This is a genomic window from Hymenobacter ginkgonis, assembly GCF_009755225.1.
GTDB lineage: Bacteria > Bacteroidota > Bacteroidia > Cytophagales > Hymenobacteraceae > Hymenobacter > Hymenobacter ginkgonis.
Genome location: NZ_WQKZ01000003.1, coordinates 465,007 through 489,098 on the forward strand (window position 1 = coordinate 465,007; position 24,092 = coordinate 489,098).

Consider the following 24,092-nt stretch of genomic DNA (forward strand, 5'->3'; position numbering starts at 1 on the left):
AAGTCCGCGAAAAGGCTATTGCCCCGGTGCGGGGGTAGGGGCCGCGGTGGCCGCGGCAGGCATGCGCCCCACGGCCGCTTTGGCCGAGTCGAGGGCCGAAGTCAGTTGCTTTTCGATGGCCGCCAACTGCTGCTGCTGGTCTTGCAGGTAGGCTAGGCGCTGTGGGGCGGGGGCGGCGCTGTCGGGGGCCTGGTACTGGTGCATCCAAGTCATCATAGCCTGGTCGGCGGCTTGCAGCTTGGCCAGCAGGGGGCGGGGTGGGCGCGGCGTGGCTTGCAGCTTGGCCGCCAGCTCCACTACCTGCTCCGACTGGCCCATGAGGCGGTCGTGGCGGGCCATTACGCTGTCTTCGGCCGCCTTGGCCTGGGCGGCGGGGGTAGTCGGAGCCTGAGCGGTAGTGCCGCCGTTGCCACAACTAGTTAGGGTGGCGGCCGATGCGAATAAGGCCGCGCACAGCGGCAGAAGCAGCATTTTTTTCATGCCGCAAAGGTAACGCCGGCCGGGGCGGCGGGGGTCGGGAATCGTTTGCAGGGAACAGGCTAGTGGTGAACAATCGGCCCCGTTGCGCCTTTATTCACCGTCAAGTGTTCCCTGCAAGTTATTCTCTGTACTTTATGCAAACTCGCCCACTCGGCCGCTCCGGCCTCCGCGTTTCTGCCCTCGGCCTCGGCTGCATGGGCATGTCCGATTTCTACGGTCCCACCGACGATGCCGAAAGCCTGCGAACCCTGGCCCGCGCGCTAGAACTGGAAATAAGCTTCTTCGATACGGCCGATATGTACGGCCCCTACACCAACGAGGAGCTGCTGGGCCGCTTTTTTAAGGAAAGCACCGGCCGCCGCGACAAAGTAGTGCTGGCCACTAAATTCGGCATCGTGCGCGACCCCCATGACCCCGCCAAGCGGGGCATCAGCGGCCGGCCCGAGTACGTGCGGCAGGCCGCCGAAGGTAGCCTCAAGCGCCTGGGCACCGACTACATCGACCTATATTACCAGCACCGCGTCGACCCCACTGTGCCCATCGAGGAAACCGTGGGCGCGATGAGCCGCCTCGTGGAAGAAGGTAAAGTGCGCTACCTCGGCCTAAGCGAAGCCGGCGCTGATACCATCCGCCGCGCCCACGCCACGCACCCCATTTCGGCGCTGCAAACCGAGTATAGCCTCTGGAGCCGCGATGTGGAAGTAGATATCCTACCCGTGCTGCGCGAGTTGGGCGTTGGCCTGGTGCCGTATTCGCCGCTCGGCCGGGGCTTCCTGACGGGCGAAATCCAGAAGTTTGAAGACTTCGCGCCCGACGATTACCGCCGCTTCTCGCCCCGCTTTCAGGGTGATAACTTCGACAAGAACCTGCACCTCGTCAACCACCTGCGCGATTTGGCCAAGCTAAAAGGCGTATCGGCCAGCCAGCTGGCTCTGGCTTGGGTGCTGGCCCAGGGCGACGACCTGGCGCCCATTCCTGGCACCAAGCGTGTCAACTACCTCGAAGAAAACGTGGGCGCCCTCGACGTGAAACTAAGTGCCGACGAGCTGCGCCACCTCGACGAGCTGCTACCCCTAGGCGCGGCCGCCGGCACGCGCTACCCCGAGGCCATGATGGCCATGATAGGCCGCTAACGTTGAAGATTTTACGCGAGTAATCCAAGTGGCGAAGTAGCATGAGTCGCCAGGGGCGGGGTAGCCGTAGCTGTCCCGCCCCTTGGCGTTAGGGGCGGCCGCGCGGGCGCATGGCGGGCAGCGGATAGCTGCGGTCCAGGTAATGGAGCGAAACATTGCTGCCGGTATTTAGGTCCAAGCCAAATTCCAGTTCTAGGGTAGAATCGCGGGCGGTGCCGCCGCGTAGCGCCCGTTGCAGCAGGCGCAGCGAGTCGGGCACGCAAGCCAGCGAGTCGGTGAGGCAAAGCACCAGCGGCACAAGCAGTTCGGTGTGGCTGGGTACCACGGCCGGGCGCTGCGGGTCGTTAACGTCATTCCAGTAAAGCCCCCGGAAAACCAGCACCCCCCTCATGCTTTCCACCGTAAAATCGTGCCGCTCGCGGTTGTGCAGGCCAAGGGTGAGGTACAACCTAGGCGGCGCACCCGCGAAAGGCGCCCGCAGGCTATCGACGCGCACCACGCGTACGGCATAATCGGGGCCGCTGCGCCCGCCGCATTGCCCCCACAGCAGCAGCGCCACTAGGCCCAAAAGCAACAGGCTAGCCGACCCAGGGCGGGGTAAACGCGGAGTAAACACGGCGGCTAACTTACCGCTTGCCTAGGTGAATATTTTGTTGGCGAGTAGGGAGTAGCGCCTACTCGCCGTTTGTTCCGCCGTGGCTTAGCGTACCAAAGGCACGGTGCGGCGGCGCCAGTTGGCTTGCTCCGGTGTGCCAGGGTAGGGCTGATAGGCGTAAAAGACAGTTACTTGGCTGTGGTGGCGCGCAAGCTTTCGCTGCTGCCAGGCCGCGCGCAATAGAACGAAGTTTGTGCCCTGGTGAGTATCATCAGCTTGATAAGGCCGCATAGCCACCGCAAAAACGCGCTCGGCTCCGCCGGGTACCACTACCCCACGCCCTACCGGGTGGCGATTGAACCCCAGGCGCTGCTTGTCAAAAAACAGCGCGCCGTCCAGGCTCACCACTTGCAGGGGCTGGCGCGCCTGGTTGCGCAGGCCGATGCTGAGGTAGACTAGCTCGGGCCCGTGGGTGCTCAGGCTATCAACGCTGACCACCCGCACGGTTGTCTTGAGGTGCAGATTAGGCGCTGCTGGCGTCTTCGACCCGCTTTCGTTGAGGTGAAACGCGCACTGCCCCCACAGCAGCAGCCCGAGTAACCCCAGCAGCACAAGGCTGGCAGATGACGGGCGCATAAAGCCTACTGGAATCCTCATACCGGCTAACTTACGCCAGCTTGTAGCTTTGGGGGCTGCCGCCCGCGCTGCCGGCAGCGTCGTCTGGCCTGTTTTCTGCCACTCGTTTGACTTACCCCGTTCAACTTACGCTAGGCTCGTTTCACCTGCCCATTCACCTGCTGTGCGAGGTGCTGGCCTATTCGCTGGGCTACCGCTTCTATACGGCGCTGCGCGCCCGCACCCCCGACCGCATCAGCGACCAGGGCCGGCAGTGGATATTCGTGGGTGCGGCGGCCGGCGCGCTGCTCGGCTCGCGCCTGCTGGGCCTGCTCGAACACCCGGCCTTGCTGCTGCACCCGCCCGGCGGCTGGCTCTACTACACCACCAACAAAACCATTGTGGGCGGCTTCCTGGGCGGTTTGATAGGGGTAGAGCTGACCAAAAAGCGCCTCGGCATCACGGCCAGTAGCGGCGACCTCATGGTGTTTCCATTGCTGCTGGGGCTGGCTATAGGCCGGCTCGGCTGCCACCTTAGCGGCCTCACCGATGGCACCTTCGGCACCGCTACCCGCCTGCCCTGGGGCATCAATTTTGGCGATGGTATCCGGCGCCACCCCACCAACTTGTACGAAATCGGGTTTCTGTTGCTGCTCGGCGGCGCACTTTGGCTGCTGGAGCGCCGCCAGCCGCTACCCAATGGCCGCCGCTTCGAGCTGTTTCTGGCGGGGTATCTAGTCTTTCGCCTGCTGGTGGAGTTTTTAAAGCCTACAACGGCGCTACCGGGGGTAGGGCTCACGGCGCTACAGTGGGCGTGCGTAGCGGGGGTAGGGTATTATGTTTGGCTGTGGTTGCGCGCTCGCCTGCGGCTAGAGCAGTGACTATATCAAATGCTATTTTAAATACAAAGTGTCACAGCAAATACTGAGTAAGTCTGAGCGTATCAGGCTGTTTTTACGTGAGTATTATTTAGGTCAAACAGCTTGGATTAAAACAGTGCGCTTGGTTGGCGGGCCGCTTATAATTGGTGCAGGAGCAGAATTCTATTTTAATGCCCATCGGTCATTGGTTGCGTATGGTGGCTTCTGTTTCTTATATGGTATTTACTACACCCTCAAGCCTTTACTAATTATTGCTGTGCGCCCAGCGCTATTTCAATCTCTCAACTTCGGGGTGAAGATAGGGGTAGCGGAATTAAAATTTCAGGAAGCGGATGCGGAGTTAGTAGTCCAATTCAAAGCGTTCAAAAGCATTAGGTGGCAAACCGGCTATTATGCATTAAAATTGCCTGATAAAGCCACTATCTACTTGCGGACTGACCAGCTTACCGAGGAAGAAAAGGGTCTTTTGAATAAGCACCTCATTGTCTAACCTTCCATGCCCGAACGCCCCTACACCTACTACGACTTCACCCTAAGCTTGTGCCCGCAGTGCTTGCGGCGCATCGAAGCCAAAATCGTGTTTGAGGACGGGGCCGTGTATATGCTCAAGCGCTGCCCCGAGCACGGGCGGCAGAAGGTGCGCATCGCCACCGACATTGAGTATTACAAAAGCATCCGCAACTACGTGAAGCCCAGCGAGACGCCGCGCCGCTTCAACATGGCCACGCACTACGGCTGCCCCTACGACTGCGGCCTCTGCACCGACCACGAGCAGCATTCCTGCCTCACTGTGATTGAGGTGACGGACCGCTGCAACCTCACCTGCCCCACCTGCTACGCCGAAAGCAGCCCTACCCACGGCCGCCACCGCACCCTCGAAGAAATCGAGGCCATGCTCGACTTAGTAGTGGCCAACGAGGGCGAGCCCGACGTTATCCAAATTTCGGGCGGCGAGCCCACGCTGCACCCGCAATTTTGGGAGATTTTGGATATGTGCAAGCGCAAGCCTATCAAGCACTTGATGGTGAATACCAACGGCGTACGCCTGGCAAAGGATGAAGCCTTTGTGGCGCGGCTGGCTACCTACGCGGGCGCATTCGAGGTGTATTTGCAGTTTGACTCGTTTCGCGAAAATGTGCTGCTGACTATGCGCGGCCGCGACTTGCGCGAGGTGCGCATGCAAGCGCTGGCCCACCTCAACAAATACAACCTCAGCACTACGCTGGTTGTGACGCTGCAAAAGGGGCTGAACGACGATGAGATGGGCAACATCATCGACTTTGCCTTGCAGCAGCGCTGCGTGCGCGGCGTCACGTTTCAGCCCACCCAGGCGGCCGGGCGGCTCGACAATTTCAACCCCGAAACCGACTCGTTTTCACTCACCGAGGTGCGCCAGGGCATTATCGCGCAAAGCTCGGTTTTCACGGCCGACGACCTGCTGCCCGTGCCCTGCAACCCCGACGCGCTGGCCATGGCCTACGCCCTGAAGCTCGACGGCGAAGTATTTCCGCTTACGCGCTACGTAGACCCCGCCGACCTGCTCACTAGCGGCGGCAATACCATTGTGTATGAGCGCGACCCGCGCCTGCGCCAGCACATGCTCAAGCTATTTAGCACCGCCAATACCGTGGATACGGTGGTGCCCGAAATCAACCAGCTGCTGTGCTGCCTACCCCAGGTGTCGGCGCCCCATCTGAGCTACGATAACTTATTCCGGGTGATTATTCTGCAATTCATGGACGCCTGGAATTTCGACGTGCGGGCCGTGAAAAAATCCTGCGTGCACATCGTGAGTAAGGATTTGAAAATCGTTCCGTTTGAAACGATGAACATCTTTTACCGCGACCCCGAAAAACTGGCGCGCCTCGAAGAGTTACGTAGCGAACGAACCGGTATTATATGAGCGAGCCCCAGCAACTGCCGCCGCCTTCGCCCGAAGGCAAAAAGCCAATTACCTGGCCCATTGTGCTTAATCTGGGGCTCCTGCTCGTAGTGGCTGGCTTCAGTGGAGGCGATGCTGGCGCAATAGCCAGCGGCGTGTTTGGGCTGGTGATTATCAACGGGTTGGCAGCCATTATCGTCAGCTTTTCCAAAGGGCGCGTCCACTACGTCATCGCCTTTGTACTCTCCGTACTGGCCTTGCTGCTGATTGGGCTAGGCGTATGCGCGCTGCTGCTATCGAATATGGGCAACATGCACTAGCCTTTCTTAACCGAATGAAGAATAGCGCATTAATAAAAGAACGTCCTGCTGAGCTTGTCTGAGCAGGACGTTCTTTTTGTATTTGTAAAGGCTACACCGACGGCGCGGGCTGGCACTGCGGGCAAGTGTACGTAGCCCGGCCGCCTACATAAAATTTGTCGATTTTGGTTTTGGGGTGGCGGGGGCAGAAGGTATGCGCGTCGCTGCCAGGGGTGGCCGAATCGTCCCACTCGCGGGCATGGATGAGGAACGACTTTGGGAAATGCCGGTAATTAGCTTCGTGGGCAATCGCCGTGCTCAGCACCAGCTGGATAGCGTCGTGCAAGGCCGTTGTTTCGGGCTCCAAAAGTGAATTGCCGAGCCGCTCGGGGTGGATTTTAGCCTGAAACAATACCTCATCCACAATCCAGTTGCCGAGGCCGGCGGTGAGGGCCTGGTCGAGCAGCAGCGGCTTCACGAATACTTTGCGGCGGCTCAGCTTCTGGTGCAGTTCGGCGGCGGTTATTTGCAGGGCATCGGGGCCGAGCTTCTTGGCTTTTTGATAGGCTGCGGCGCTGTCGGCCAAGCGAATACGGCCAAACTTACGCGGGTCGATAAAAGCCAGGTTGAGCCCCGAATCGCTGAGCTGCCAGGCCACGCGGGTGAAGCGTGGGGCATCGGCCTCGTCGCGGTAGGCGCCAATGTCGCCGGTCATGCCGAAGTGCAGCACCAGCAAACGACCGTTATCAAGCTCCAAAAAGCAGTTTTTGCCTAGCCGGCCGGTGCCGGTGATGGTGCGGCCCAGCAGGGCGGCGCGCAGCTCGTCTTCGGGCACGGCCAGCACGTGCGTGTCGTGCACTGTTAGGCCAGCAATCGTCTGGCCTACTGCCACTTCATTGATAAAGCGGCGGTAGGTTTCGACTTCGGGTAATTCGGGCATAAGGAATTCAGAGCGTAGTAAAGCGTGCGCAGTAAACACCTGAGGCTAGCCCCATTGTTCACTGCGCACGCTTCAATACCCTGAATTCTAATCGTGCAGCTTGGCTACGCGCTGGCCTTCTTGGTCGTATACATCGCCGCGAGGCGTGACGAAAAGGGGGCGCTGCTGGCCGTCTTCGAGCACAAATGGAAATGCCGCATTGCCCGTGCGGCGCAGGCGGCCCACCACCTCGGCGTCGCGCACGCGGGTAGCGTCGTCTTCATCCGAGCTGCTTTCGTCGGCCAAGCGCACCACATTCAGCGCACTGGTGAGGTAGAAAGGCACCTCGGGGTTGTTGCGAAATGTAAGCTGGCCCACCAGCCGCACGGGCGCATCGCTGCCGCCGCGGGCCAGCAGGGCCGGGGTAGCTGCGTCAGCCGCCTCAGCGTTGGGGCGGGGGGTAGGGCGCGGCGCCAGGGCAATGGGTTGGGCCGAAGGCTGCACCGCGCCGGCCTTGGTGCTAGCCACTATTTGGGCCGTGGCGCGGGCCCAGCCGCGGCTAATGGCTGCCAGCCGCGGCGTGCGCCCGGGGTGGGTGGCCGAGCCCGCATCGGGCGACACGGCCGCCATAGCGGCCTGGGCCTGCGCCAGGCTAGCCCCCAGGCGCCGCAGCACGAAGCCCGAAAATTCGTCGGCCTCCAACTCATCTTCCGGCTGCGAGCCGCCTGGGCGCAACGTGTGGCCGTTGAGGTGGTGGCCCATTTCGTGGGCCAAAATGCTAATGCCGGCCCAGTCGGTGTGGCCCGCTTGGTTTACCTCGGCTAAAAACGTGGGGTTATAGAGCAAGTAGCGCTTGCCGCTGTACACCACGGCGGCGGCATTGTCTACCTGCGAGGTGGCGCGCAGCTCGAAGCGCGGCTGCAAGCCTACCGCCTCCGTGATTTCGCGGATGATGCCGGCCGCCTGGCTAGCAGGTACATCGGCCGAAGAGGAGGGGGTAGGCGCCTGGGCCCGGCTGGCCGGGGCAGCAAGCAGCACCAGGGCCGGCAGCCCAAAGGCCGCCGCCAGCTGGCGGAAAAAGCGAGGAAGCAAGGGCATGGCAGTAAGCGAAAAAAGACTACTACTGGAAGGCAATTTCAGCGCTAAAAATTCCGGTTGTCAGCGCCTAAAAACCGTAGTAGCATAACGGTAACCTAGGCCTCTTTCGTTTAACCGATTGGCGGCCGCTGCGCGCCGTTTTTGTCAAGTTCCTACCCTTCTCTATGACTGCTACCTCTGCTGCCCCCCTCACCCCGGCCGTGCGCGTACAACCCGGCACTCCGTTTCGCCTCGCCGACATCGACCCCGCGAATACGGAACCGTTTCCGCTCAAAAAGAAGCTTGATAAGCGCCTCGAAGAACTACGTGAGCAGCTAAGCGACTACCAGGAAAATCTCTACGCCGAGCACCGCCAAAGCTTGCTGCTGGTGTTTCAGGCCATTGATACGGGGGGTAAGGACGGCACCATCCGCAACTTGCTGACAGGCGTGAACCCGGCCGGCGTGGAAGTAACGTCCTTTAAAACTCCCAGTTCGGAGGAATTGAACCACGATTTTTTGTGGCGCATTCACCCGCACACGCCGGGCCGCGGCCACATCGGTGTGTTCAACCGCTCGCACTACGAAGATGTGCTTGTGACGCGCGTGCACGGCCTCATTGAGCCGCACACCTGGCAGCAGCGCTACCAGGATATCACCAATTTTGAGCAGCTGCTAACCCGCAACGGTACGCGCGTGCTAAAGTTTTTCTTGCATATCTCGAAGGATGAGCAGGCCCGTCGCCTGCAAGCGCGCCTCGACAACCCTAAGAAACGCTGGAAATTTGAGCCCGGCGACCTTGTCGAGCGCAAGCTTTGGGATGCGTACCAGGTAGCCTTCCAGGAGGCGCTGGCAGCCACTGCCACCCCCGAGTGCCCGTGGTACGTCATTCCGGCCAACAACAAACGCGCCCGCGACTTGGCCATTGCCGAAATAGTAGTGGCAGCCCTAGCCGACATGAATCCTCAACCACCAGCGGCTACGTTCGACGTGGCGGCGCAGGTAATCGAGTAGGGTAGGGCGCCAAAAAAGCCCAGCGTGCGCAGCACGGTGGGCCCAACAAAACAGCTAAAAGAAGGGCCGCTAAGCGGGTGCTTAGCGGCCTCGGGCGAACTATTAATTGAGCCACACGGTAGCCACTTCCTCGAAGCGGTGGGCGGCAAAAGCACCGTAGGGGCGCTCGGCATAAAAGCCTAGCACGTGCACATGGGCCTTACCGGTACGCACGTGAGGCAACACGCGCACGGGGTACACGCGGCCGGCCTGGGGCCAGTCGCCGATGTAGCCGGCGGGGCGGGCAGTATCGTCGATGCAACGGGCATATTGCTGCACAGGCGGGGGGGTAGGGAGCTGGGTCTTACGCATGTCCAAAGATACAAATAAATTGCCGAAAAGCTAATAATATTAGGTAAAAAATCTGGCAAATAAATGCTATTGTCGGCCTTAATAACCTGCCTGACCCCTACGCGATTATCCTATAAAAAATAGCGTCGCCAGCGGGAACTAATATTGTTGGCTAACGAACGTTAGTCGAACGCTTCTACTTACGCCAAAAACCAGTCTATTGGATTGCCACTGCCCAGCCTCAACGCAGCAGGCGGGGGTAGGAGCCAGACGGTCAGCCGCAATACTTAGCGCTTGTTGAGGTCGAGCGTTTGGTAGGCGATGAGCAGGTCGGTGCGGGTGCCCGGCGGGCGGTAATACACGAGCAAATCGTACTGGTTTTCCGTCTCGGTGTGGGTGCCTTCGAAGTACACTTCGTCGGGCGCCGCGCCCGGGGTTTTGGGGGCCAAGGCGTAGCTATAATTGTAGTAGCCCTGCTTGAGCAGCGCGCGGCCGGTGTAGCGCTGCTGCAACGAGTCATACGCCAGGCGAAACTCCTCCTTGAGCTGCCAGTCGCTGAGCGCCCCGAAGATGTACACGGGGCCGGGCGCCGGCTGCGTAGCCTTGAGGTGAAAAGTAACCTGCGCGTAGTCGGCGTTGTAGGCGCCGTTGCCAAACTCGCGGTTCTCGAATACACGTTGGCCGTTGGCATCCACGTATTGGTTGTAGGCTAGGCCGTTGCGGGTAGTTTCATCCAGCAGTTCTACCTGGGTGGGGGTAGGCTGGCGCAGCAGGCGCGCCACGCCCAGGCCATTGGCTTGCAGCGAGCGGGCATCGAAGTAGCGGTACTCGCTGAGGCCCGGAAAGGCATTTTCGAAGTTGAAATACTGGTATTCGAGCAGGCGGTCGGCATCGCGCACGAAGGTGGGCCGCAGGTTGTAGTGGGCGTTGTCCCAGCGAAAATTCTGGCGCAGCACCACCTTCACTTCCGCGGCCGGGTTCACGAGGTTGACGGCGCTGTAATTGATGCTGAAATTGAGCTGCTGGTAGGCGTAGCGGTCGGCTTGGCCACCGGCCAAGATACCTTGCTCTAGCCGCGCAACCACTTGGTTTTCATACACCAGCAGCCGGCGCGAAAGCAGCGGCGCGCCGCTTTGGTTTTGCACCACCAGCACGTAGTTGCCGCTGAGTTTGACGCGCGGCACCTGCAAGGCGTAGTGGTAGTAGGGCACCTTGGTATTGACGGCCGTTTGGTAATTGGTGAGCGTAAACTCGTTTATCTCGCTCAAAAACTGCATATCCGTCAGCTGCGAGGGCTGCCAGTTGAGGTCGCAGTGAATGAGCTTGGCCGTGAGGCGCGGCGCTTGCTCGCCCAGAATATCAAACTCCAGCCGGATAGGCTGGTCCTGGCTCAGCGGCACGATGGGCGGGTTGAAAATATCGTTGACCTGCGCCGTGGGCACGTAGCACTGCACGCTGCGCACGCTGGGGTCGTAGATGTAGTCTTGGTAGCGCAGGGTGCGTTCGGCGTAGTATTCGGCGGGTTTGGCCTGCTGGCTGGACGGCGCGTTGGGGTTGGTGATGGGGGTGCCCAGGGGCACGCAACTCGTGGCTAACAGCAGCAGGGGCAGGTAGGGGCGAAGGCGCATATGGCGAAAGTTACGGCCGGCGCAAGCCGGCGGCAGCCCTGGCTACTACCAGGAGCGCGCCGGGCCGCGGGTGCAAACGCGCCGCCCCCGATATTCGTGCCCGCTACTTCCCACCCAAAACCGCCCCGTATGCCGCCTACTTCTCTGGTATCAAAACCTCACTACCCCATCCTCGATGGCTTGCGCGGCGTGGCCGCCCTGGTGGTTGTGGCCTTCCACTTGTGCGAGGCCCACGCCACCAGCCACCTTGACCAGGTTATCAACCACGGCTACCTGGCGGTCGATTTTTTCTTCCTGCTGTCGGGGTTTGTCATTGGCTACGCCTACGACGACCGGTGGCAGGCCATGACGGTGGGTAGTTTTTTTAAGCGGCGGTTGGTGCGGTTGCAGCCCATGGTGGTGCTGGGCATGGTGATTGGGGCCGTGCTTTTTTATGCGCAAACCTCGGCCTTGTGGCCTGCCATCGGCCAGACGCCGGGGTGGAAGGTGCTGCTTATCATGGTAGTAGGCTGCCTGATGCTGCCCGTACCGCCCGCCCTCGACATTAGAGGCTGGAACGAAACCTACCCCCTCAATGGACCGGGCTGGTCGCTGTTTTTTGAGTACTTAGCCAATATTCTTTACGCCACGGTGGTCCGAAAATTTTCTAAGCTTGCCCTCGGCATCCTGGTATTTTTGGCCGCGGTGGCCTTGGTGCAGTTGGCCGTCACGAGCCCTGCGGGCGACGTTATTGGGGGCTGGTCGCTGGAGCCGCTGCAACTGCACATCGGTTTTGCTCGCATGGCGTACCCGTTTTTTGCGGGGCTGCTGCTCTTTCGCGTGGCCAAGCTGCGCACCGTCAACAACGCTTTTTTGTGGTGCAGCTTACTGGTCATTGCCGCGCTGGCCATGCCCCGGGTGGGCGGCCCGCAGCACCTGTGGATGAACGGGCTGTACGACTCGCTAAGCATCATTTTCGTCTTTCCGCTCATCGTGTTTTTAGGCGCTAGCGGCGAAGTGGTGACCTCCTTCTCCAAAAAGCTGTGCGGCTTTTTAGGAGATATTTCCTACCCCATCTACATCACCCACTACCCCCTCATTTACACGTACACCGCTTGGGTGCAGGACAAAAAGATACCGTGGCGAGACGCGCTGCCAGTGGCCGTACTGGTATTCCTACTCGCGGTCGGCATTGCTTATGCCTGCCTGAAATTCTACGACGAACCCGTTCGGCAGTGGTTGAAAAAGAAGGTGGCAGTGTAGGAAGGGGGTAGGCTTTGCTGCCAGCCCACTCAGCCCCTTGCCAACGCCAACGGCCGCCCCTAGCTACTTGCTAGGGGCGGCCGTTGGCTATAAATTTTTATGGGTCACAAGTAAGCGGCTTGCTTACACTAGCTCCTCCCAGCGTTTCGTTTGGGCTGCTAGCTCTTTTTTCACTTGCTCAAACTTGACAGTGGCATCCTTCAGCTTCGCTGCATTGGTGTAGATGGTGGAGTCGGCCAGCTGGGCTTCGTATTGGGCCAACTCTTTTTCGAGCTTGGTAATGCGCGTTTCAACCTCTTGCAGCTCGCGGGCGCTTTTTGCGTTGCTGTTGCTAGGGGGGGTAGGCTTGGCGGCTTCGGGTTTTGGCTCGGGCTTTGGGGCAGCTTTGGCCGCCGCGCCGCCGTTCAGCTTTTCCGCCTTGGCGCGGTCGTCCTGCCAACGCTCGAACTCGTGGTAGGTGCCGGGGTATTCTTTGAGCTGGAAATCTTCGATAAACCAGATTTTGGTAGCCACGTTCTCCACGAAGTAGCGGTCGTGGCTAATCACGATGAACGTGCCTTCGTACTGCTCCAGGGCCTGAATGAGGATATTGACCGACTGCATATCCAAGTGGTTGGTCGGTTCGTCGAGCAGCAGGAAATTGGCTTCCGAAATCAGGGTTTTGGCCAGGGCCACGCGGCTTTTTTCGCCGCCGCTCAGCACCTTGATTTTCTTGTACACGTCGTCTCCCGTGAACAGGAATGAGCCCAGCACACCGCGCAATTCCATCTCGTTGCGCTTCGAGCCCGCCTCGTTCATCTCCTGGATAATCTCGTTGTCCACGGTCAGGCTTTCGAGCTGGTGCTGCGCGTAGAACGCCATAATGACGTTGTGGCCCAACTGGTGCTTGCCGGCGGTAGGCGTTTCGGCCCCGGCTACGAGGCGCATCAGCGTCGATTTGCCTTTGCCGTTGGCCCCGATGAGCGCAATTTTATCGCCCCGCTCGATGTGTACGTGCGTATCGCGAAAGATGAGCTTGTCGCCGTAGCTCTTGCCCACGTGCTCCATGCGCAGGATGTGGCGGCCGGGCTGCTGCGTAAACGTAAACTTGAAGTTGACCTTGGCCGCGTCGGGCGCTACTGCGTCGATACGCTCCAGTTTATCGAGTGCCTTGATGCGGCTCTGGGCCTGTTTCGCCTTGCTGGCGCTAGCCTTGAAGCGCTCGATAAAACGCTCGGCCTGCTTGATGGCGGCCTGCTGGTTGTCGTAGGCACCCTGCTGAATCTCGGTGCGCAGTACCTTCTCCTCTTGGTAGAAGGAGTAGTTGCCGGCATAGGGGTTGAGCTTGCCGCCGCTCACTTCCACGGTGGTATTGGTAGTGCCGTCCAAAAATTCGCGGTCGTGGCTCACGATGATGACCGCGCCTTCGTAGCCCGCCAGGTAGTTCTCAATCCACTTAATACTCGGCAAGTCCAAGTGGTTGGTGGGCTCGTCAAGCAGCAGCAGCGAAGGCTGTTGCAGCAGTATTTTGGCCAGCATTACGCGCATGCGCCAGCCGCCCGAAAACGTCTTGAGTGGCTTCTGCAAGTCGTCGGTCGAGAAACCCAGGCCTTCCAAAATCTCTTCGGCCTTCGACTGCATAGTGTAGCCGCCCAGCGCCTCAAAACGCTCCTGCAACACGGCCAGCTTATCGGCCAGCTCGTCGCGGTAGTCGGTTTCAAACTCTAAGAGCACGGCGTCGATTTTCTTTTGCAATTCGAGCGCTTCGGCAAAGGCCTGCATGGCCACCAGCAAGATAGATTCGTGCGAGTCGTAGCTCAGCAAATCCTGGTTGAGAAAGCCCAGGCTCACGTCCTTGCTCATCGAGATGGAGCCGCCGTCGGGCTTGTACTCGCCCACCAGCAGGCGCAGCAAGGTCGATTTGCCGGTGCCATTAAGGCCCACCAGGCCAATTTTATCCTTGGGTTTAATGTGCAGGCTCGCCCCATCGTAGAGGGTACGCGAGCCAAAGTGAAAGTCGAGGTCAGAGATAGAAATCATTGCGCAGAAGATATTAGCGGCAAAGGTACGGCACCGGGGGTAGGGGTTGCTGCCTTGGCGGCGCAATTCCCTACCCCCCGCCCGGTGCGTCAGCCGCCAAAAGAGCCGGTAAAAGCTACTAAAGCGACCACAAAAAAGCCGTTTCTAAAGATAGAACAGCCTTTTAGGCGTAGTAGTGCCGGGCGCTGGGCCGCGGCCTGCGCTATTTTGGAGGGGGTAGGCGCCGAAGCTAAAAGATGCCGCGCCGCGCGGCGGCCCTTAGGGAAGCGGAACTGTTTTCTGGCTCTGGCTCAGCTTCTGGGCCATTTTTTGGGGCACGCCCACGCTGTGGAGGCCGCCGCTGATGAGGCCCTGCCGCCACGCCGAAAACACCGAGTTGCGGGGTTCGCGGCGCGTGCGCATGTCGCCCGTCACGAAGCGGCCGCTGGGGCGTGGGTTGTTGTCGCGAATGACGAGGCCGTTGAGCAACCCGTTGGTGAGGCGCGTGAAAAGCGGCTTTTTCAGCTCGCCCTCTTTGTATTTAAAAAACTCAATTTTCAGGTCGGTATAGCTGGCCCACATGGTACCCGCCACGCCCCGGCGGCTGGCCTGCATATCGAAAGCAATGCGCTGCACCTCTCCGCTTTTGAAAGCCAGTAGCTTGGTGGGCGTAACCATGGGGTTGAGGATGCTGAGCGGCGACGCCCCGAAGCTGCCCCACAGGTGGTGGCGGCCTTCGGGGTCGAGCAGCGGCGCCGTAAGGTGGACTTGCAAATAGCTGCGCCCCTGCACGTAGGCCGTGGCCGAGCCCGTAAGGGGGTGGGTCATCGTCTGGTGGCGCGGGTTATTGCTGACGTTGCGCAGCGTGGCGTTCAAGCGATTGATGTTGAGGGTGCCCACGCGCGGCGTTTCGATGCCGCGGTAGCGGGTGGCAATGGTGCCGTTGCGCAGGTCGAGCCGGCCTACCTCCATATGCAGGTGCAGCTTGCGCATAGCCTCCGGGGTTATCACCGAGGGCCGCTTGCCCAGGGGGCCACGCCCATCGCTGCTCAGGCCAATCCAGGGGCTTTCGGCGGTGAGGCGGGCAATGCGCACGTGGCTGTGGTCGGAAAGCAAACCGAAGTCCAGGCCCTGCGCCCGCAGCTCAGTCATATACACGCGCAACTGCGTGGTTTGATGGCCACTGCGCTGGTTGAGCTGAGCGGGTGAAAATACCGGGCGTAGGGCCAGGCCCGTCAGGCGCAGCGTGCCGGCCTTTGTATCGAGCGCCACCCGCTCGATGCTGGCGGGGTAGGCCGGCGCCTGAAACACAGCCGTAAGGCGCCCACTGCGGGCCGTCCAGTTGCGGGCATACAGCACCCGGCCCTGGTCAGCCTGGCCGCCCAGCGAGTCAACCCGAATGGCGTGGCCCGCGGCGTAAATATGCCGTGCCACCGGCTGGTGGCGCAGCCCCGTAATTGCCATAAAAGCATCATTAATAAGCAAATGGCTAATGTCGGCGCGGCGCGCCAGCGGGGCTATCAGCTGCCACAGGGGCGGCGGGGCTACCACGGGCGGCCGAAACGCCAGCCGCGGCTGTTGCACCACCAGCGAGTCGGCCCGGAAGCGGTGCTGGTGCTGCCAGGTAGCCGCCCGCAGGCGGGTAAAGCGCAAGTGGGGCAGCAGCAAGGCTACCTGCGTGGCGCCCGGCTTGCCTTGGCGCGGCGCGGGAGGCTCTATACTTACCGAGTCTAGTACCAGCGACTTGCGTTGTGTAGAAAAACGCGCCTTGGCGAGCGCCAGCGTGTGGCCGCCCACCTGGCCCCGGGGGTAGCGCAGCAGCACTTGCCAGGCAGCGGCAAAAGCTAAGCGCTGGGTATCGGTGGCCCCTGCCGAGGTAAATAGCACCTCATGGGCCACCACCTCGGCGCTGGGCAGCTGCGCTACCGGTGCCGCCGCGGGCCCCCAACTGCCGCCCGCGTGGCGCAGGGCCAGGTAGCCCAGCCGCACGGGTAGCTGCTGGTAAAAAGGGGGGGTAGGGTGGGGCGCTGGCCGCCGAGCCAGCGCCAACACAGCTACTTGCAGCGAGTCGAGGGTGAGGCTATCGACGGGCACCGTTTGCCGGCGCAGCAGGGCTAGCAGGCCCACGCCGCTGAGGTCGAGGCGGGCCAGCCGCAGTTGCACGCGGGGCAGCGTGTCGGCCAGTGGCCGGGGGGTAGGGTGCAGGGCCACGCCGCGCAGGTGCAGGGTGCGGGCCCACAGGTTAGTTTTTAGGCGGCTAATAGTCAGCTGGTACTGGCCGTGGGTCTTTTGAGCTACCTGTTTTTCGAGGGTGCGGCGCAGCCAGGGGTCGAGGCCCAGCCAGATGGCCAGCGCGAAGCCTACTACCAATAGCCCCAGACCCACTAGCAGCCAGCGGCCCCAGCGCCGGTGAGGAGAAGGCGCAATAGCCGCGGGGGCCGTAGTAGCTTGAGTAGGCACAGCGCAGCAACAGGGTAGATGAAGTTGTTGCTAACGGAAAACTGGACAGCAAGGGTTGTCGCGGGCTAGGCTGGGCTTAACCTTTTTGCCCCTGCTTGCCGTACAGGGGGCAGTTTTCACGCGTGCTTAATTTTTGCTATGCTGCGCTTCCCTACCCCCTTGCTGGCCACTCGCTTAGGTGTGCTAGCTGCTGCGGCACTCTTTGCCACGGCCTGCGATAAAGATGAGAATACCGCTAGCGCCCCGAGCCAGGTAAACTTTACGCAAACTGCGCTTTACCCCGAGGGGACTCAATACGACGAAAAAAACAGCCACTTTCTGGTGAGTTCCCAAACGGCCGGGCGCATTGGGCAGGTGCTGGACGATGGCACCTACACGCAGTTTGCCGACGATGCGCAGCTGATTTCAACCATTGGGATGAAGCTCGACGCCGACCGCAGCCGCTTGCTAGTAGCCGTGTCGGACCCCGGCTACAACGCAACTCGTACCACGGCGGCAACCCTAAAAAAACTGGCCGCCGTGGCCATCTTCAACCGCGATAGCGGCGCCAAAACCGGCTACGTCAACCTGGGGGCCCTGCGCCCCAGCGCCGCCGCGCACTTCGCCAATGACATTGCCGTCGACAACGCGGGCAATGCCTACGTCACGGATAGCTATGCGCCCATCATCTACAAGATTGATGTGAACGGCACGGCGTCCGTATTTCTTGAAAATAGCGCCCTGGCAGCCCCAGCGGGTATGTTTGGCCTCAATGGCATTGTGTACCACCCCAATGGCTACCTCCTCGTGGCCAAGTCTGATGAGGGCGCGCTGCTTAAGGTGCCGCTTGCTACCCCCGCCAATTTCACCAAGGTTACGGCCACGGGCCTTAACCTAGCCGGCGACGATGGCCTGCAACTCCTCGACAACACCACGCTGCTGGCCGCCTGCAACGCCCAGGGCCAGGTGTATCGCCTCAGCAGCACCGACGATTTTGTGACGGTGAGCCGCACGGGCAGCTTTGCCACCGGCGATGTGTACCCCACTACGCTGGCGCGGCGCGGCAGCGAGAGCTACGTATTGTACTCATACCTAAACGCTTTGCAAAAAATGCAGTCGCCACCAGTTTCACAATTCAGCCTCACGCGGATTGCTTTTTGAGTAATATCCCTTAGTGGCACATAGCTTTGGGCCGCGGGTAGTCCTGGCCAGGATTGCGCCGGCTTTTCTCTTTTTGCTGCGGCTCTCCTTCATGCTCGCCATAACTTCCTTGCTGCCCTCGCCGGCCTCCGACCACATCAACGCCCTCATCAAGAGCCTCGAAACGGAATTTGGCCTCACCGATGTGCAGGCTACTCCCGAGCCGCACCTTACCTACCAGATTGTGGAGCCCGCCAACCTGGAGATGCTGAAGGCTGGCCTGCGCGAGATTGCGGCTACCAGCCAGCCGTTTATCGCCCACACCACCGGGCTGGGTATGTTTCCGGGCGAGCGGCCGGTGATTCATATTCCGGTGTTGCGCTCCGATTACCTCAACCAGCTGCACCACCGCATCCTAGAAATTGCGGCTCCGCTGTGCTCGCGCACCGACAAGTTCAGCGCCCCCGACCTCTGGCTGCCCCACGTGTCGCTGGCCCTGCACGACACTACGCCCGAGCTACTCGGCCCGGTATTACAGTTCCTTAATAACCAAACGTTTAACTTGGAGTTGGAAATCAGTAACCTCGCCATCTTGCGCCCCGAAGGCGACATGTTTGTGCGCGAGGACGTATTTGAGTTTGGGGGTAGGGGTTAATGATTAATGCTGTTCTGGATAACCAGAACAGCATTAAAGCAGCCCGTCATGCAGACCGAAGGGAAGCATCTCGCTTGCGCCGTTGGGTTACTAATCCAACGAAGCGCGCGAGATGCTTCCCTTCGGTCTGCATGACGGGCTGTATTTAACTTAACTGCTACGTTGCGTTTACCGGTTAAGAATCGTCTTGTTGCGGTTTAGCTTGAGGTCTTGCAATAGGCTGCTCTTGGCGGCGATGGTAAAGTTGTAGCCGCGGTACGGCCCCACCGGAATCCAGAGCCCCGAAATCTGCCAGCAGTGCAGGTCGCGGTAGAAATTGACGGTAGGGTATACCAGCGTACCCGCCCGGAAATCGAAGTTGAGGCTGGTACTCAGGCGCAAATTAGGCGTGAGCTTGACGGAGCCGCTGGCCGTGACGGCATTGCCCGACAGCAGCGGCGTGACGCCAATGAGGGTAGGCCGGATGGGCGCCGACGCCGTGGTGTAGCTAGCCGTGTACTGCACGCTGGCCTCCCACGGAATGTCGAAGTCGATGTAGTCGGCGTACATCGCCTGGGATAGGGGCGAGCCCAGCGTGGGGTCGTTCGACGGGGCCACGGCCCGCGGGATGTTGGCCTTGCTCTTGGGCTTGGCGGCGGGGTTGAACTGGTAGCCTAGGCTGAGGTTGGCGGCTACTAGGCGAGCCAGGCGGATTTTGCTTTGGTTGAACAGATAGCGGTCGAGCAGGCGCCCGGTCGAGTCGCGCTGGTGAAACTCAAACGAGCTGGAAAACACCACGTTCAGCTTCTTGGCCACCTGCACGCGGTAGCTCAGGTTGAGGGGCGAGAGGCGCAGCGAGTCGGCCGCGAAGTTGTAGGCCAGGCTCACGTCGATGCCATCGGCGAGGCTCACCTTTTTGGTGGGGTTGGTGCCGGTGGTGTCGCGGCTGTTGCGCACCTTCATCTCGATGCTGTTCTGGATGCTGAGGCCCAACTGGCTCACCCGCGAGCTAGTGGGCGTGCCGTACACAAAGCCCTGGTAGCGCGAAAACACGCGCGGGTCGAGGAAGCGCCCGTAGGCATCGCGCAGGTCTTGAAATTCAGAGGTCTGAATGGTTTGGAACGCGCTGCTATTCGACAAATCGGGCGAGAAAGAGTAGGTCAGGCTGGGCGTTACCTTGTGGCGAATGGCCTTCACGTAGTGGTCGCCTTTAATCTGCACCAAGCCGTAGAAGTTGGTCGTGGCCGCCAAATTAGCCGAGTACGAATACGCCCGGCTGAAGCCTTTCAGGCCCGTAATAGTATCAATCTCAATAGCGCGGGCCGCAGACTTATACTCGTAGTTGAGCCGCTGGGCGTACCACGTTTCGCCGTAGTTCACCGAGGGCTGAATCTGGATGTGGCGGTTCAGGACGGCCGCCGAAGGCAGCGTAATCTGAAACTGGTGCTGGGCGCCGTTCTGGGCGTTGCGCAGCAAGTTGCCGAGGTTGCCGAAGCTCACCGGAATCGTGTAGCTCGTGCTATTGCCACCGAGCAGCGGAATATCGCCGCCGAGCGTGCGCGCCGGCACCAGGCTGCTGATGCGGTTTTGGGCCACCAGGTTGTAGCTGACGGCAAACTGCTCGTAGAACTTGCCGCTGGGCTGAATGCCCAGCCACTGGTACGGGTACTGCCGCGCCACACCCAGGTTGAAGTTGGGCAGCGTAAAGTCCATCACGCCCGTTTGCACGTTCTGGCTCTGCGCCAACTGAATGGTGTAGTTGATGGGCAGCGTGCGCGACGTTTTGCTATAGCTTACCGTCGAGCTAAACGTAGCCGATAGCAGCTGGCGGGCATTAAGCGTGTTGACGCGGTTGTAGGAGCTGCTGCCCGCCTGCACACTGGCCGAAAACACCCCGCCGCCCGGCAGGGGGGTAGGGGTGTGGCTCCAGCTCACCCAGAACGTATTGGTTTTCAAGGGCGACGTGTAGTCGGTACCCACCACGCCAGCCGTGTTATAGAGGTTGGCAGACTGCTGCGCAAACGTGAACCGGAAGCTGCCTTGGTACTTGTAGCGCTTGCGGTAGGTAACCTCGCTGGCGAGGCCGTAGCCGCCGAACCCATCGCCTTGGCCAGCGTAGATGTCGCCGGTCAGGCGCACGCCGATGTAGTCGTTGGGCGCCCAGTAGTAGCCGCCGTTGGTGAGCGAGTAGCCCCGCTGCGCGCCCTGCCCAAATGTGGGAATGATAAAGCCCGACCCGCGCCCATTGTGGGGGGTAGGGAAGTAGCCAAACGGCAGCCCGATGGGCAGCGGCACATCGGCAATCACCATATGGAAGGGCCCGGTAATAACCTTCTGCCCCGGCACCACCTTCATTTTGCCCGCCTCGATGTAGAAGTGCGGGTGCGCCAGGTTGCAGGTGGTGTAGCGCCCGTGTAAGCCGTAGAACTCGTTGTCGGGCAGCTTCTTCACTACTTCGGCGTGAATGTAGCCCTCACCCTGCTGGGTTACGACTTCGGCGATTTTACCTTTCTTCGACTTGAAATTGTAGTTGATGGCGCCCGCCTGGTAGGTGCCGGCCTCGTCGCGAAACACGGGCGTACCCTCCATCTTGTTCTTCACCGTATCGCGGCGGCCGGCGGCCTGCACCGTGTTGGTGCCGTAGTTGACGGTGATGAGGGCTGCCTTGAGGCCCATTTTGCCGTAGTCAACCGTAGCCTTGTTGTAGAGCTTGGCAATCTTGCTGTTAACGTCGAACTGAATCGAGTCCTTGGCCGCGTATTTCACCGCCGTTTCGACCTGGCTGCGGCGCTTGAGCACCACTAGGTTGAGCGAGTCGCGGGTGCGGCGGCTGGTATCGGCCAGCAGGCCAGCGCTGTCGGGCCTAATACTGGGCGCCGCCTTGCGCAGCGTGCCCGGCACCGAAGGTTGGCCGGGGTTTACCTCGCCGGCCGGGGCGGGCGTCTGGGGCGCGTTGCGGTCAAAATTGAGGTTGCGCACCGGCTGGGTCGGCGCCGAGCCGGCACGGCGCGGGTTGGTGCTGGTCGAATCGGTAGTGGTCTGCGCCTGCGCGCCGAACAGGCCGCTACCCAGCAGCCACAGCACCAGGCACAGGGTGCCCGTCAGCGCCCGGCGCCCGCCCCGAAAAAGACCCAAAAAGAGAACGTTAGAAGAAAGCAAATTAAATAAAGCCACCGAGCGAATTACTTTTGAGGCTCAACACAAAGATAAGAGGCCAGCTACCCTCCAAATGGTTGCCCTGGCCTTGGTTTTTCCCCCAACGACCGACGTGCGGATTATTGCCTGGTTGGCTTTTTGCTTTTGGCTGGTAGCTGGTAGCCTGTTGGCTGGCCAAGGCAATGCGGCGCAGCGCCGCCTGGGTAGCGTGGCAATGGCTAAAAAGCGCGCCAGGCACTCCAAAATCACCACGCACAAAGCCGCTACCCGCGCCAAAACTGCCGCGCGCACCAAGGCCAGCAAGCGCGCCAAGGCCGCTACCCATGCCAAAGCCAGCAAGCGCGCCAAAGCCGTTGTGCGCACTAAGGCAACCACGCACGCAAAAGCAGCCAAAGCCAACGCCCGCACTAAGGCCGCTACTCGCGCTAAAGCAGTTGCTTATACCAAGAAGGCTACCCGCGTCCGCACTTTTTCACGTACCAAAGTGGCTGCCCGCGTAAAAACTTCTGCCCACACCAAAGCTGTTGTTCGTGCAAAGAAACTTGCTCACGCCAAAGTAATTGCGCGCACCAAAGCCACGGCCCACGCCACAGCTAGCAAGCGCGCCAAAGCCCCCAAAACCATATACCACGCCCAGGCCAACGTCAGTCGCTACAAGGCGGCCGGCAGCTTGCACACGCCCGGCCGCTACCGCCTGCGCACCGTGGTGCTCGATGCGGGCCACGGGGGTAAGGACATTGGCTGCAACGGCGCCGATGCCCACGAGGCCGACGTGGCGCTGTCGATTATCCGGGCACTGGGCCGCCAAATTGAGGACAGTATGCCCGACGTGCGGGTTATTTACACCCGCAAAACCGACGTGTTTGTGGAGCTTGACGAGCGCGCCGCCATTGCCAACCGCAACCACGCCGACCTTTTCATCTCGGTGCACTGCAATGCGGGCCCCCGCGGCTCGCGCGGTACCGAAGTCTGGACGATGGGCCTGCACAAGACCGAAGCAAACCTGGGGGTAGCGCAGCGCGAAAACTCGGTTATTTTGCAAGAAAAAGATTATCAGCGCCGCTACGACGGCTTCGACCCGCGCTCGCCGCAGTCGCACATCCTGTTTTCCCTCTTTCAAAGCGCCTATATCACCAATTCGCTACGCTTTGCCCAGCGCATCGACCGGCAATTTCGCACCAGCGTGGGGCGCAATTCACGCGGCGTGAAGCAAGCTGGTTTTCTGGTGCTTTGGAAGTCCACGATGCCTTCCGTGCTGGTCGAAGCCGGATTTTTGACCGACCCCACCGAAGAAAATTATTTGGATGATAAAGCTGGGCAGCAAGCGATTGCCGGCGGAATCTACCGAGCTTTTCGCGAGTATAAGCACGACCTGGAAGGCGGCCCAGCCGAGTAAGCCAGGATGGGGGGTAGGGCCGGCCCCAACATCCGGAGGCCGTTTGCCGTTAAGGGCAGCATAAGCGGGCCCAACGCAACCTTTTTGGTCGGCCCCACCATCTTCTAGTCGGCTTACTTCCGTTTAAATTTACTCTCCTGTGTCTAAAGAAATAAAAGTGGGCCTGTTGGCCGTAGTGGCACTGGTAGCCCTGGCCGTGGGGTTCAACTTTCTGCGAGGCAGTAATTTGCTCTCTAACGACCGCACCTACTATGCTATTTACCCGAATGTGGACGGCCTCAACGTGGGGGCGCCCGTAGTGCTCAACGGCATCAAGGTTGGCCAGGTCAAAAACCTGGAGCTGCAACCCGAACAAGGCAACAACATTAGGGCTTCGCTGGAACTAGCTAAGGGCGTTACGCTTGGCGACTCGACCAAGGCCGGCCTCAGCGGCTCATTGCTTGGCTCCAAAACCATTACGCTGATATTGGGGCGCAACAGCAAGGAGTTCACCGGCGGCGAAACTATTCGCACTACTACCGCTATCGGCATCGCCGATGCCTTCCAGGCCAAGGCCCTCCCCGTGCTTGACACGGTGGGCGCTACGCTGGCGCACATCAACGGCTTCTTGAATAAGGATGCCCAAACCAACATTCAGGGCACGCTGGTGGGCGCCCGCCAAAGCACCGAGGCGCTCCAACGCCTGATTGCCGCCAACCAGGCCAACATCAACCAGATTACCCGCAACTTCGCGCAAATGAGCGCGGCCCTCAACAAGAGCACGGCCAAGCTCGACCGCATTGCCACCAACTTTGGGCAGCTTTCTGACTCGCTGAAGAGCGCGCCGGTTGGCCCGGCACTGCGCCGCCTCAACTCTACGCTAGCCGAAGCCCAAACCACGATGAGCGGCGTCAACAAAGCCCTGACTGACCAAAAAGGCTCGCTCGGCAAGCTTATTAACGACACGCTGCTGTATAACAACCTTAATGCTACGGCCGCTAGCTCCAATGCCCTGATTACCGATTTCAAGGTAAACCCGAAGCGCTACGTGCACTTCTCGGTATTTGGTGGGGGTAAGGATAAAACCAAAAAGGAAACCACCAAAAGCCCCGACGGCACCGTCACTACCGAAACCAAGCAGGTGAGCACTGTGCCCGCCGTAGTACGCTAAAGCTGGCGGCTGTCCTACTCCGTATCTTTGAAACCCGCCTCACAAGGGCGGGTTTTTTCTTGCTCCCTACCCCCACCCACCCCTA

Annotated in this window: 21 protein-coding genes; 11 read left to right on the top strand and 10 right to left on the bottom strand. The window is 60.4% G+C overall.

Features of this window, described 5'->3' with window-relative positions:
* Positions 1–15: 15 nt before the first annotated feature.
* A complete protein-coding gene (locus GO988_RS13445; protein WP_157566272.1) occupies positions 16–480 on the bottom strand; it encodes a hypothetical protein in 465 nt (154 codons plus the stop codon).
* 134 nt (positions 481–614) lie between these two features.
* Here GO988_RS13445 and GO988_RS13450 point away from each other — a divergent pair, with 134 nt between their 5' ends.
* Positions 615–1,613, top strand: a complete 999-nt coding sequence (locus GO988_RS13450; RefSeq protein ID WP_157566274.1) for an aldo/keto reductase — start codon at positions 615–617, stop codon at positions 1,611–1,613.
* Positions 1,614–1,701: 88 nt separating this feature from the next.
* Here GO988_RS13450 and GO988_RS13455 read toward each other — a convergent pair whose 3' ends face one another.
* Both GO988_RS13455 and GO988_RS13460 read right to left on the bottom strand, forming a co-directional pair.
* A complete protein-coding gene (locus tag GO988_RS13455; RefSeq protein ID WP_157566276.1) occupies positions 1,702–2,229 on the bottom strand; it encodes a hypothetical protein in 528 nt (175 codons plus the stop codon).
* An 84-nt stretch (positions 2,230–2,313) separates the two neighbouring features.
* The gene (locus tag GO988_RS13460) at positions 2,314–2,844 is read right to left on the bottom strand and encodes a hypothetical protein (protein ID WP_157566278.1); all 531 of its coding nucleotides are present in this window, start codon (positions 2,842–2,844) and stop codon (positions 2,314–2,316) included.
* A 107-nt stretch (positions 2,845–2,951) separates the two neighbouring features.
* Between GO988_RS13460 and GO988_RS13465 the strand changes: the two genes are divergently transcribed.
* The 4 genes from GO988_RS13465 to GO988_RS13480 are packed head-to-tail and all read left to right on the top strand — an operon-like array spanning position 2,952 to position 5,906.
* On the top strand, positions 2,952–3,704 hold the full coding sequence (locus GO988_RS13465) for a prolipoprotein diacylglyceryl transferase (RefSeq protein WP_157566280.1): 753 nt from the start codon (positions 2,952–2,954) through the stop codon (positions 3,702–3,704).
* 28 nt (positions 3,705–3,732) lie between these two features.
* A complete protein-coding gene (locus GO988_RS13470; protein ID WP_157566282.1) occupies positions 3,733–4,194 on the top strand; it encodes a hypothetical protein in 462 nt (153 codons plus the stop codon).
* A gap of 6 nt (positions 4,195–4,200) precedes the next feature.
* The gene (locus GO988_RS13475; RefSeq protein ID WP_157566284.1) at positions 4,201–5,607 is read left to right on the top strand and encodes a radical SAM protein; all 1,407 of its coding nucleotides are present in this window, start codon (positions 4,201–4,203) and stop codon (positions 5,605–5,607) included.
* Positions 5,604–5,906, top strand: coding sequence for a hypothetical protein (locus GO988_RS13480; protein WP_157566287.1), 303 nt, complete (start codon positions 5,604–5,606; stop codon positions 5,904–5,906). The genes GO988_RS13475 and GO988_RS13480 overlap by 4 nt, the downstream gene beginning before the upstream one ends.
* 91 nt (positions 5,907–5,997) lie before the next feature.
* Here GO988_RS13480 and mutM read toward each other — a convergent pair whose 3' ends face one another.
* Both mutM and GO988_RS13490 read right to left on the bottom strand, forming a co-directional pair.
* Positions 5,998–6,825 carry a DNA-formamidopyrimidine glycosylase gene (gene mutM / locus GO988_RS13485; protein WP_157566289.1) on the bottom strand — a complete coding sequence of 276 codons (828 nt, stop codon included), beginning with the start codon at positions 6,823–6,825 and terminating at the stop codon, positions 5,998–6,000.
* Between the two features lie 87 nt (positions 6,826–6,912).
* The gene (locus tag GO988_RS13490; RefSeq protein ID WP_232341513.1) at positions 6,913–7,902 is read right to left on the bottom strand and encodes a M48 family metalloprotease; all 990 of its coding nucleotides are present in this window, start codon (positions 7,900–7,902) and stop codon (positions 6,913–6,915) included.
* A 164-nt stretch (positions 7,903–8,066) separates the two neighbouring features.
* Between GO988_RS13490 and GO988_RS13495 the strand changes: the two genes are divergently transcribed.
* On the top strand, positions 8,067–8,894 hold the full coding sequence (locus tag GO988_RS13495) for a polyphosphate kinase 2 family protein (protein ID WP_157566291.1): 828 nt from the start codon (positions 8,067–8,069) through the stop codon (positions 8,892–8,894).
* A gap of 102 nt (positions 8,895–8,996) precedes the next feature.
* On the opposite strand, the gene GO988_RS13500 is transcribed toward GO988_RS13495, so the two are convergent.
* Entirely contained in the window at positions 8,997–9,245 is a 249-nt protein-coding gene (locus tag GO988_RS13500; protein WP_157566293.1) for a hypothetical protein, read from the bottom strand.
* A gap of 266 nt (positions 9,246–9,511) precedes the next feature.
* A complete protein-coding gene (locus tag GO988_RS13505; RefSeq protein ID WP_157566295.1) occupies positions 9,512–10,852 on the bottom strand; it encodes a type IX secretion system plug protein in 1,341 nt (446 codons plus the stop codon).
* A gap of 129 nt (positions 10,853–10,981) precedes the next feature.
* Here GO988_RS13505 and GO988_RS13510 point away from each other — a divergent pair, with 129 nt between their 5' ends.
* The gene (locus GO988_RS13510) at positions 10,982–12,094 is read left to right on the top strand and encodes an acyltransferase family protein (RefSeq protein ID WP_157566298.1); all 1,113 of its coding nucleotides are present in this window, start codon (positions 10,982–10,984) and stop codon (positions 12,092–12,094) included.
* A gap of 123 nt (positions 12,095–12,217) precedes the next feature.
* On the opposite strand, the gene GO988_RS13515 is transcribed toward GO988_RS13510, so the two are convergent.
* Together GO988_RS13515 and GO988_RS13520 are read right to left on the bottom strand one after the other, a co-directional pair.
* Positions 12,218–14,113 (bottom strand): ABC-F family ATP-binding cassette domain-containing protein, encoded by a 1,896-nt coding sequence (locus GO988_RS13515; protein ID WP_157566300.1) that lies wholly within the window; start codon positions 14,111–14,113, stop codon positions 12,218–12,220.
* Between the two features lie 258 nt (positions 14,114–14,371).
* Positions 14,372–16,552, bottom strand: coding sequence for a hypothetical protein (locus GO988_RS13520; protein ID WP_157566303.1), 2,181 nt, complete (start codon positions 16,550–16,552; stop codon positions 14,372–14,374).
* A gap of 138 nt (positions 16,553–16,690) precedes the next feature.
* Between GO988_RS13520 and GO988_RS13525 the strand changes: the two genes are divergently transcribed.
* Both GO988_RS13525 and GO988_RS13530 read left to right on the top strand, forming a co-directional pair.
* On the top strand, positions 16,691–17,692 hold the full coding sequence (locus GO988_RS13525) for a hypothetical protein (protein WP_157566304.1): 1,002 nt from the start codon (positions 16,691–16,693) through the stop codon (positions 17,690–17,692).
* A 91-nt stretch (positions 17,693–17,783) separates the two neighbouring features.
* Positions 17,784–18,326 carry a 2'-5' RNA ligase family protein gene (locus tag GO988_RS13530; protein WP_157566306.1) on the top strand — a complete coding sequence of 181 codons (543 nt, stop codon included), beginning with the start codon at positions 17,784–17,786 and terminating at the stop codon, positions 18,324–18,326.
* A 168-nt stretch (positions 18,327–18,494) separates the two neighbouring features.
* Here GO988_RS13530 and GO988_RS13535 read toward each other — a convergent pair whose 3' ends face one another.
* The gene (locus tag GO988_RS13535; protein WP_157566308.1) at positions 18,495–21,440 is read right to left on the bottom strand and encodes a putative LPS assembly protein LptD; all 2,946 of its coding nucleotides are present in this window, start codon (positions 21,438–21,440) and stop codon (positions 18,495–18,497) included.
* 94 nt (positions 21,441–21,534) lie between these two features.
* Here GO988_RS13535 and GO988_RS23785 point away from each other — a divergent pair, with 94 nt between their 5' ends.
* A complete protein-coding gene (locus tag GO988_RS23785) occupies positions 21,535–22,857 on the top strand; it encodes an N-acetylmuramoyl-L-alanine amidase family protein (protein ID WP_232341514.1) in 1,323 nt (440 codons plus the stop codon).
* 139 nt (positions 22,858–22,996) lie between these two features.
* Positions 22,997–24,007, top strand: coding sequence for an MlaD family protein (locus GO988_RS13545; protein ID WP_157566310.1), 1,011 nt, complete (start codon positions 22,997–22,999; stop codon positions 24,005–24,007).
* Positions 24,008–24,092 lie beyond the last annotated feature (85 nt).

What these genes read in the sequence shown, in the direction of transcription:
- GO988_RS13480 (WP_157566287.1), top strand. Translation starts at nt 5,604, where the DNA reads ATGAGCGAGCCCCAGCAACTGCCGCCGCCTTCGCCCGAAGGCAAAAAG.
- GO988_RS13510 (WP_157566298.1), top strand. Translation starts at nt 10,982, where the DNA reads ATGCCGCCTACTTCTCTGGTATCAAAACCTCACTACCCCATCCTCGAT.
- GO988_RS13490 (WP_232341513.1), bottom strand. Translation starts at nt 7,902, where the DNA reads ATGCCCTTGCTTCCTCGCTTTTTCCGCCAGCTGGCGGCGGCCTTTGGG.
- GO988_RS13515 (WP_157566300.1), bottom strand. Translation starts at nt 14,113, where the DNA reads ATGATTTCTATCTCTGACCTCGACTTTCACTTTGGCTCGCGTACCCTC.
- GO988_RS13495 (WP_157566291.1), top strand. Translation starts at nt 8,067, where the DNA reads ATGACTGCTACCTCTGCTGCCCCCCTCACCCCGGCCGTGCGCGTACAA.
- GO988_RS13530 (WP_157566306.1), top strand. Translation starts at nt 17,784, where the DNA reads ATGCTCGCCATAACTTCCTTGCTGCCCTCGCCGGCCTCCGACCACATC.
- GO988_RS13505 (WP_157566295.1), bottom strand. Translation starts at nt 10,852, where the DNA reads ATGCGCCTTCGCCCCTACCTGCCCCTGCTGCTGTTAGCCACGAGTTGC.
- GO988_RS13475 (WP_157566284.1), top strand. Translation starts at nt 4,201, where the DNA reads ATGCCCGAACGCCCCTACACCTACTACGACTTCACCCTAAGCTTGTGC.
- GO988_RS13450 (WP_157566274.1), top strand. Translation starts at nt 615, where the DNA reads ATGCAAACTCGCCCACTCGGCCGCTCCGGCCTCCGCGTTTCTGCCCTC.
- GO988_RS13445 (WP_157566272.1), bottom strand. Translation starts at nt 480, where the DNA reads ATGAAAAAAATGCTGCTTCTGCCGCTGTGCGCGGCCTTATTCGCATCG.
- GO988_RS13500 (WP_157566293.1), bottom strand. Translation starts at nt 9,245, where the DNA reads ATGCGTAAGACCCAGCTCCCTACCCCCCCGCCTGTGCAGCAATATGCC.
- mutM (WP_157566289.1), bottom strand. Translation starts at nt 6,825, where the DNA reads ATGCCCGAATTACCCGAAGTCGAAACCTACCGCCGCTTTATCAATGAA.
- GO988_RS23785 (WP_232341514.1), top strand. Translation starts at nt 21,535, where the DNA reads ATGGTTGCCCTGGCCTTGGTTTTTCCCCCAACGACCGACGTGCGGATT.
- GO988_RS13460 (WP_157566278.1), bottom strand. Translation starts at nt 2,844, where the DNA reads ATGCGCCCGTCATCTGCCAGCCTTGTGCTGCTGGGGTTACTCGGGCTG.
- GO988_RS13525 (WP_157566304.1), top strand. Translation starts at nt 16,691, where the DNA reads ATGCTGCGCTTCCCTACCCCCTTGCTGGCCACTCGCTTAGGTGTGCTA.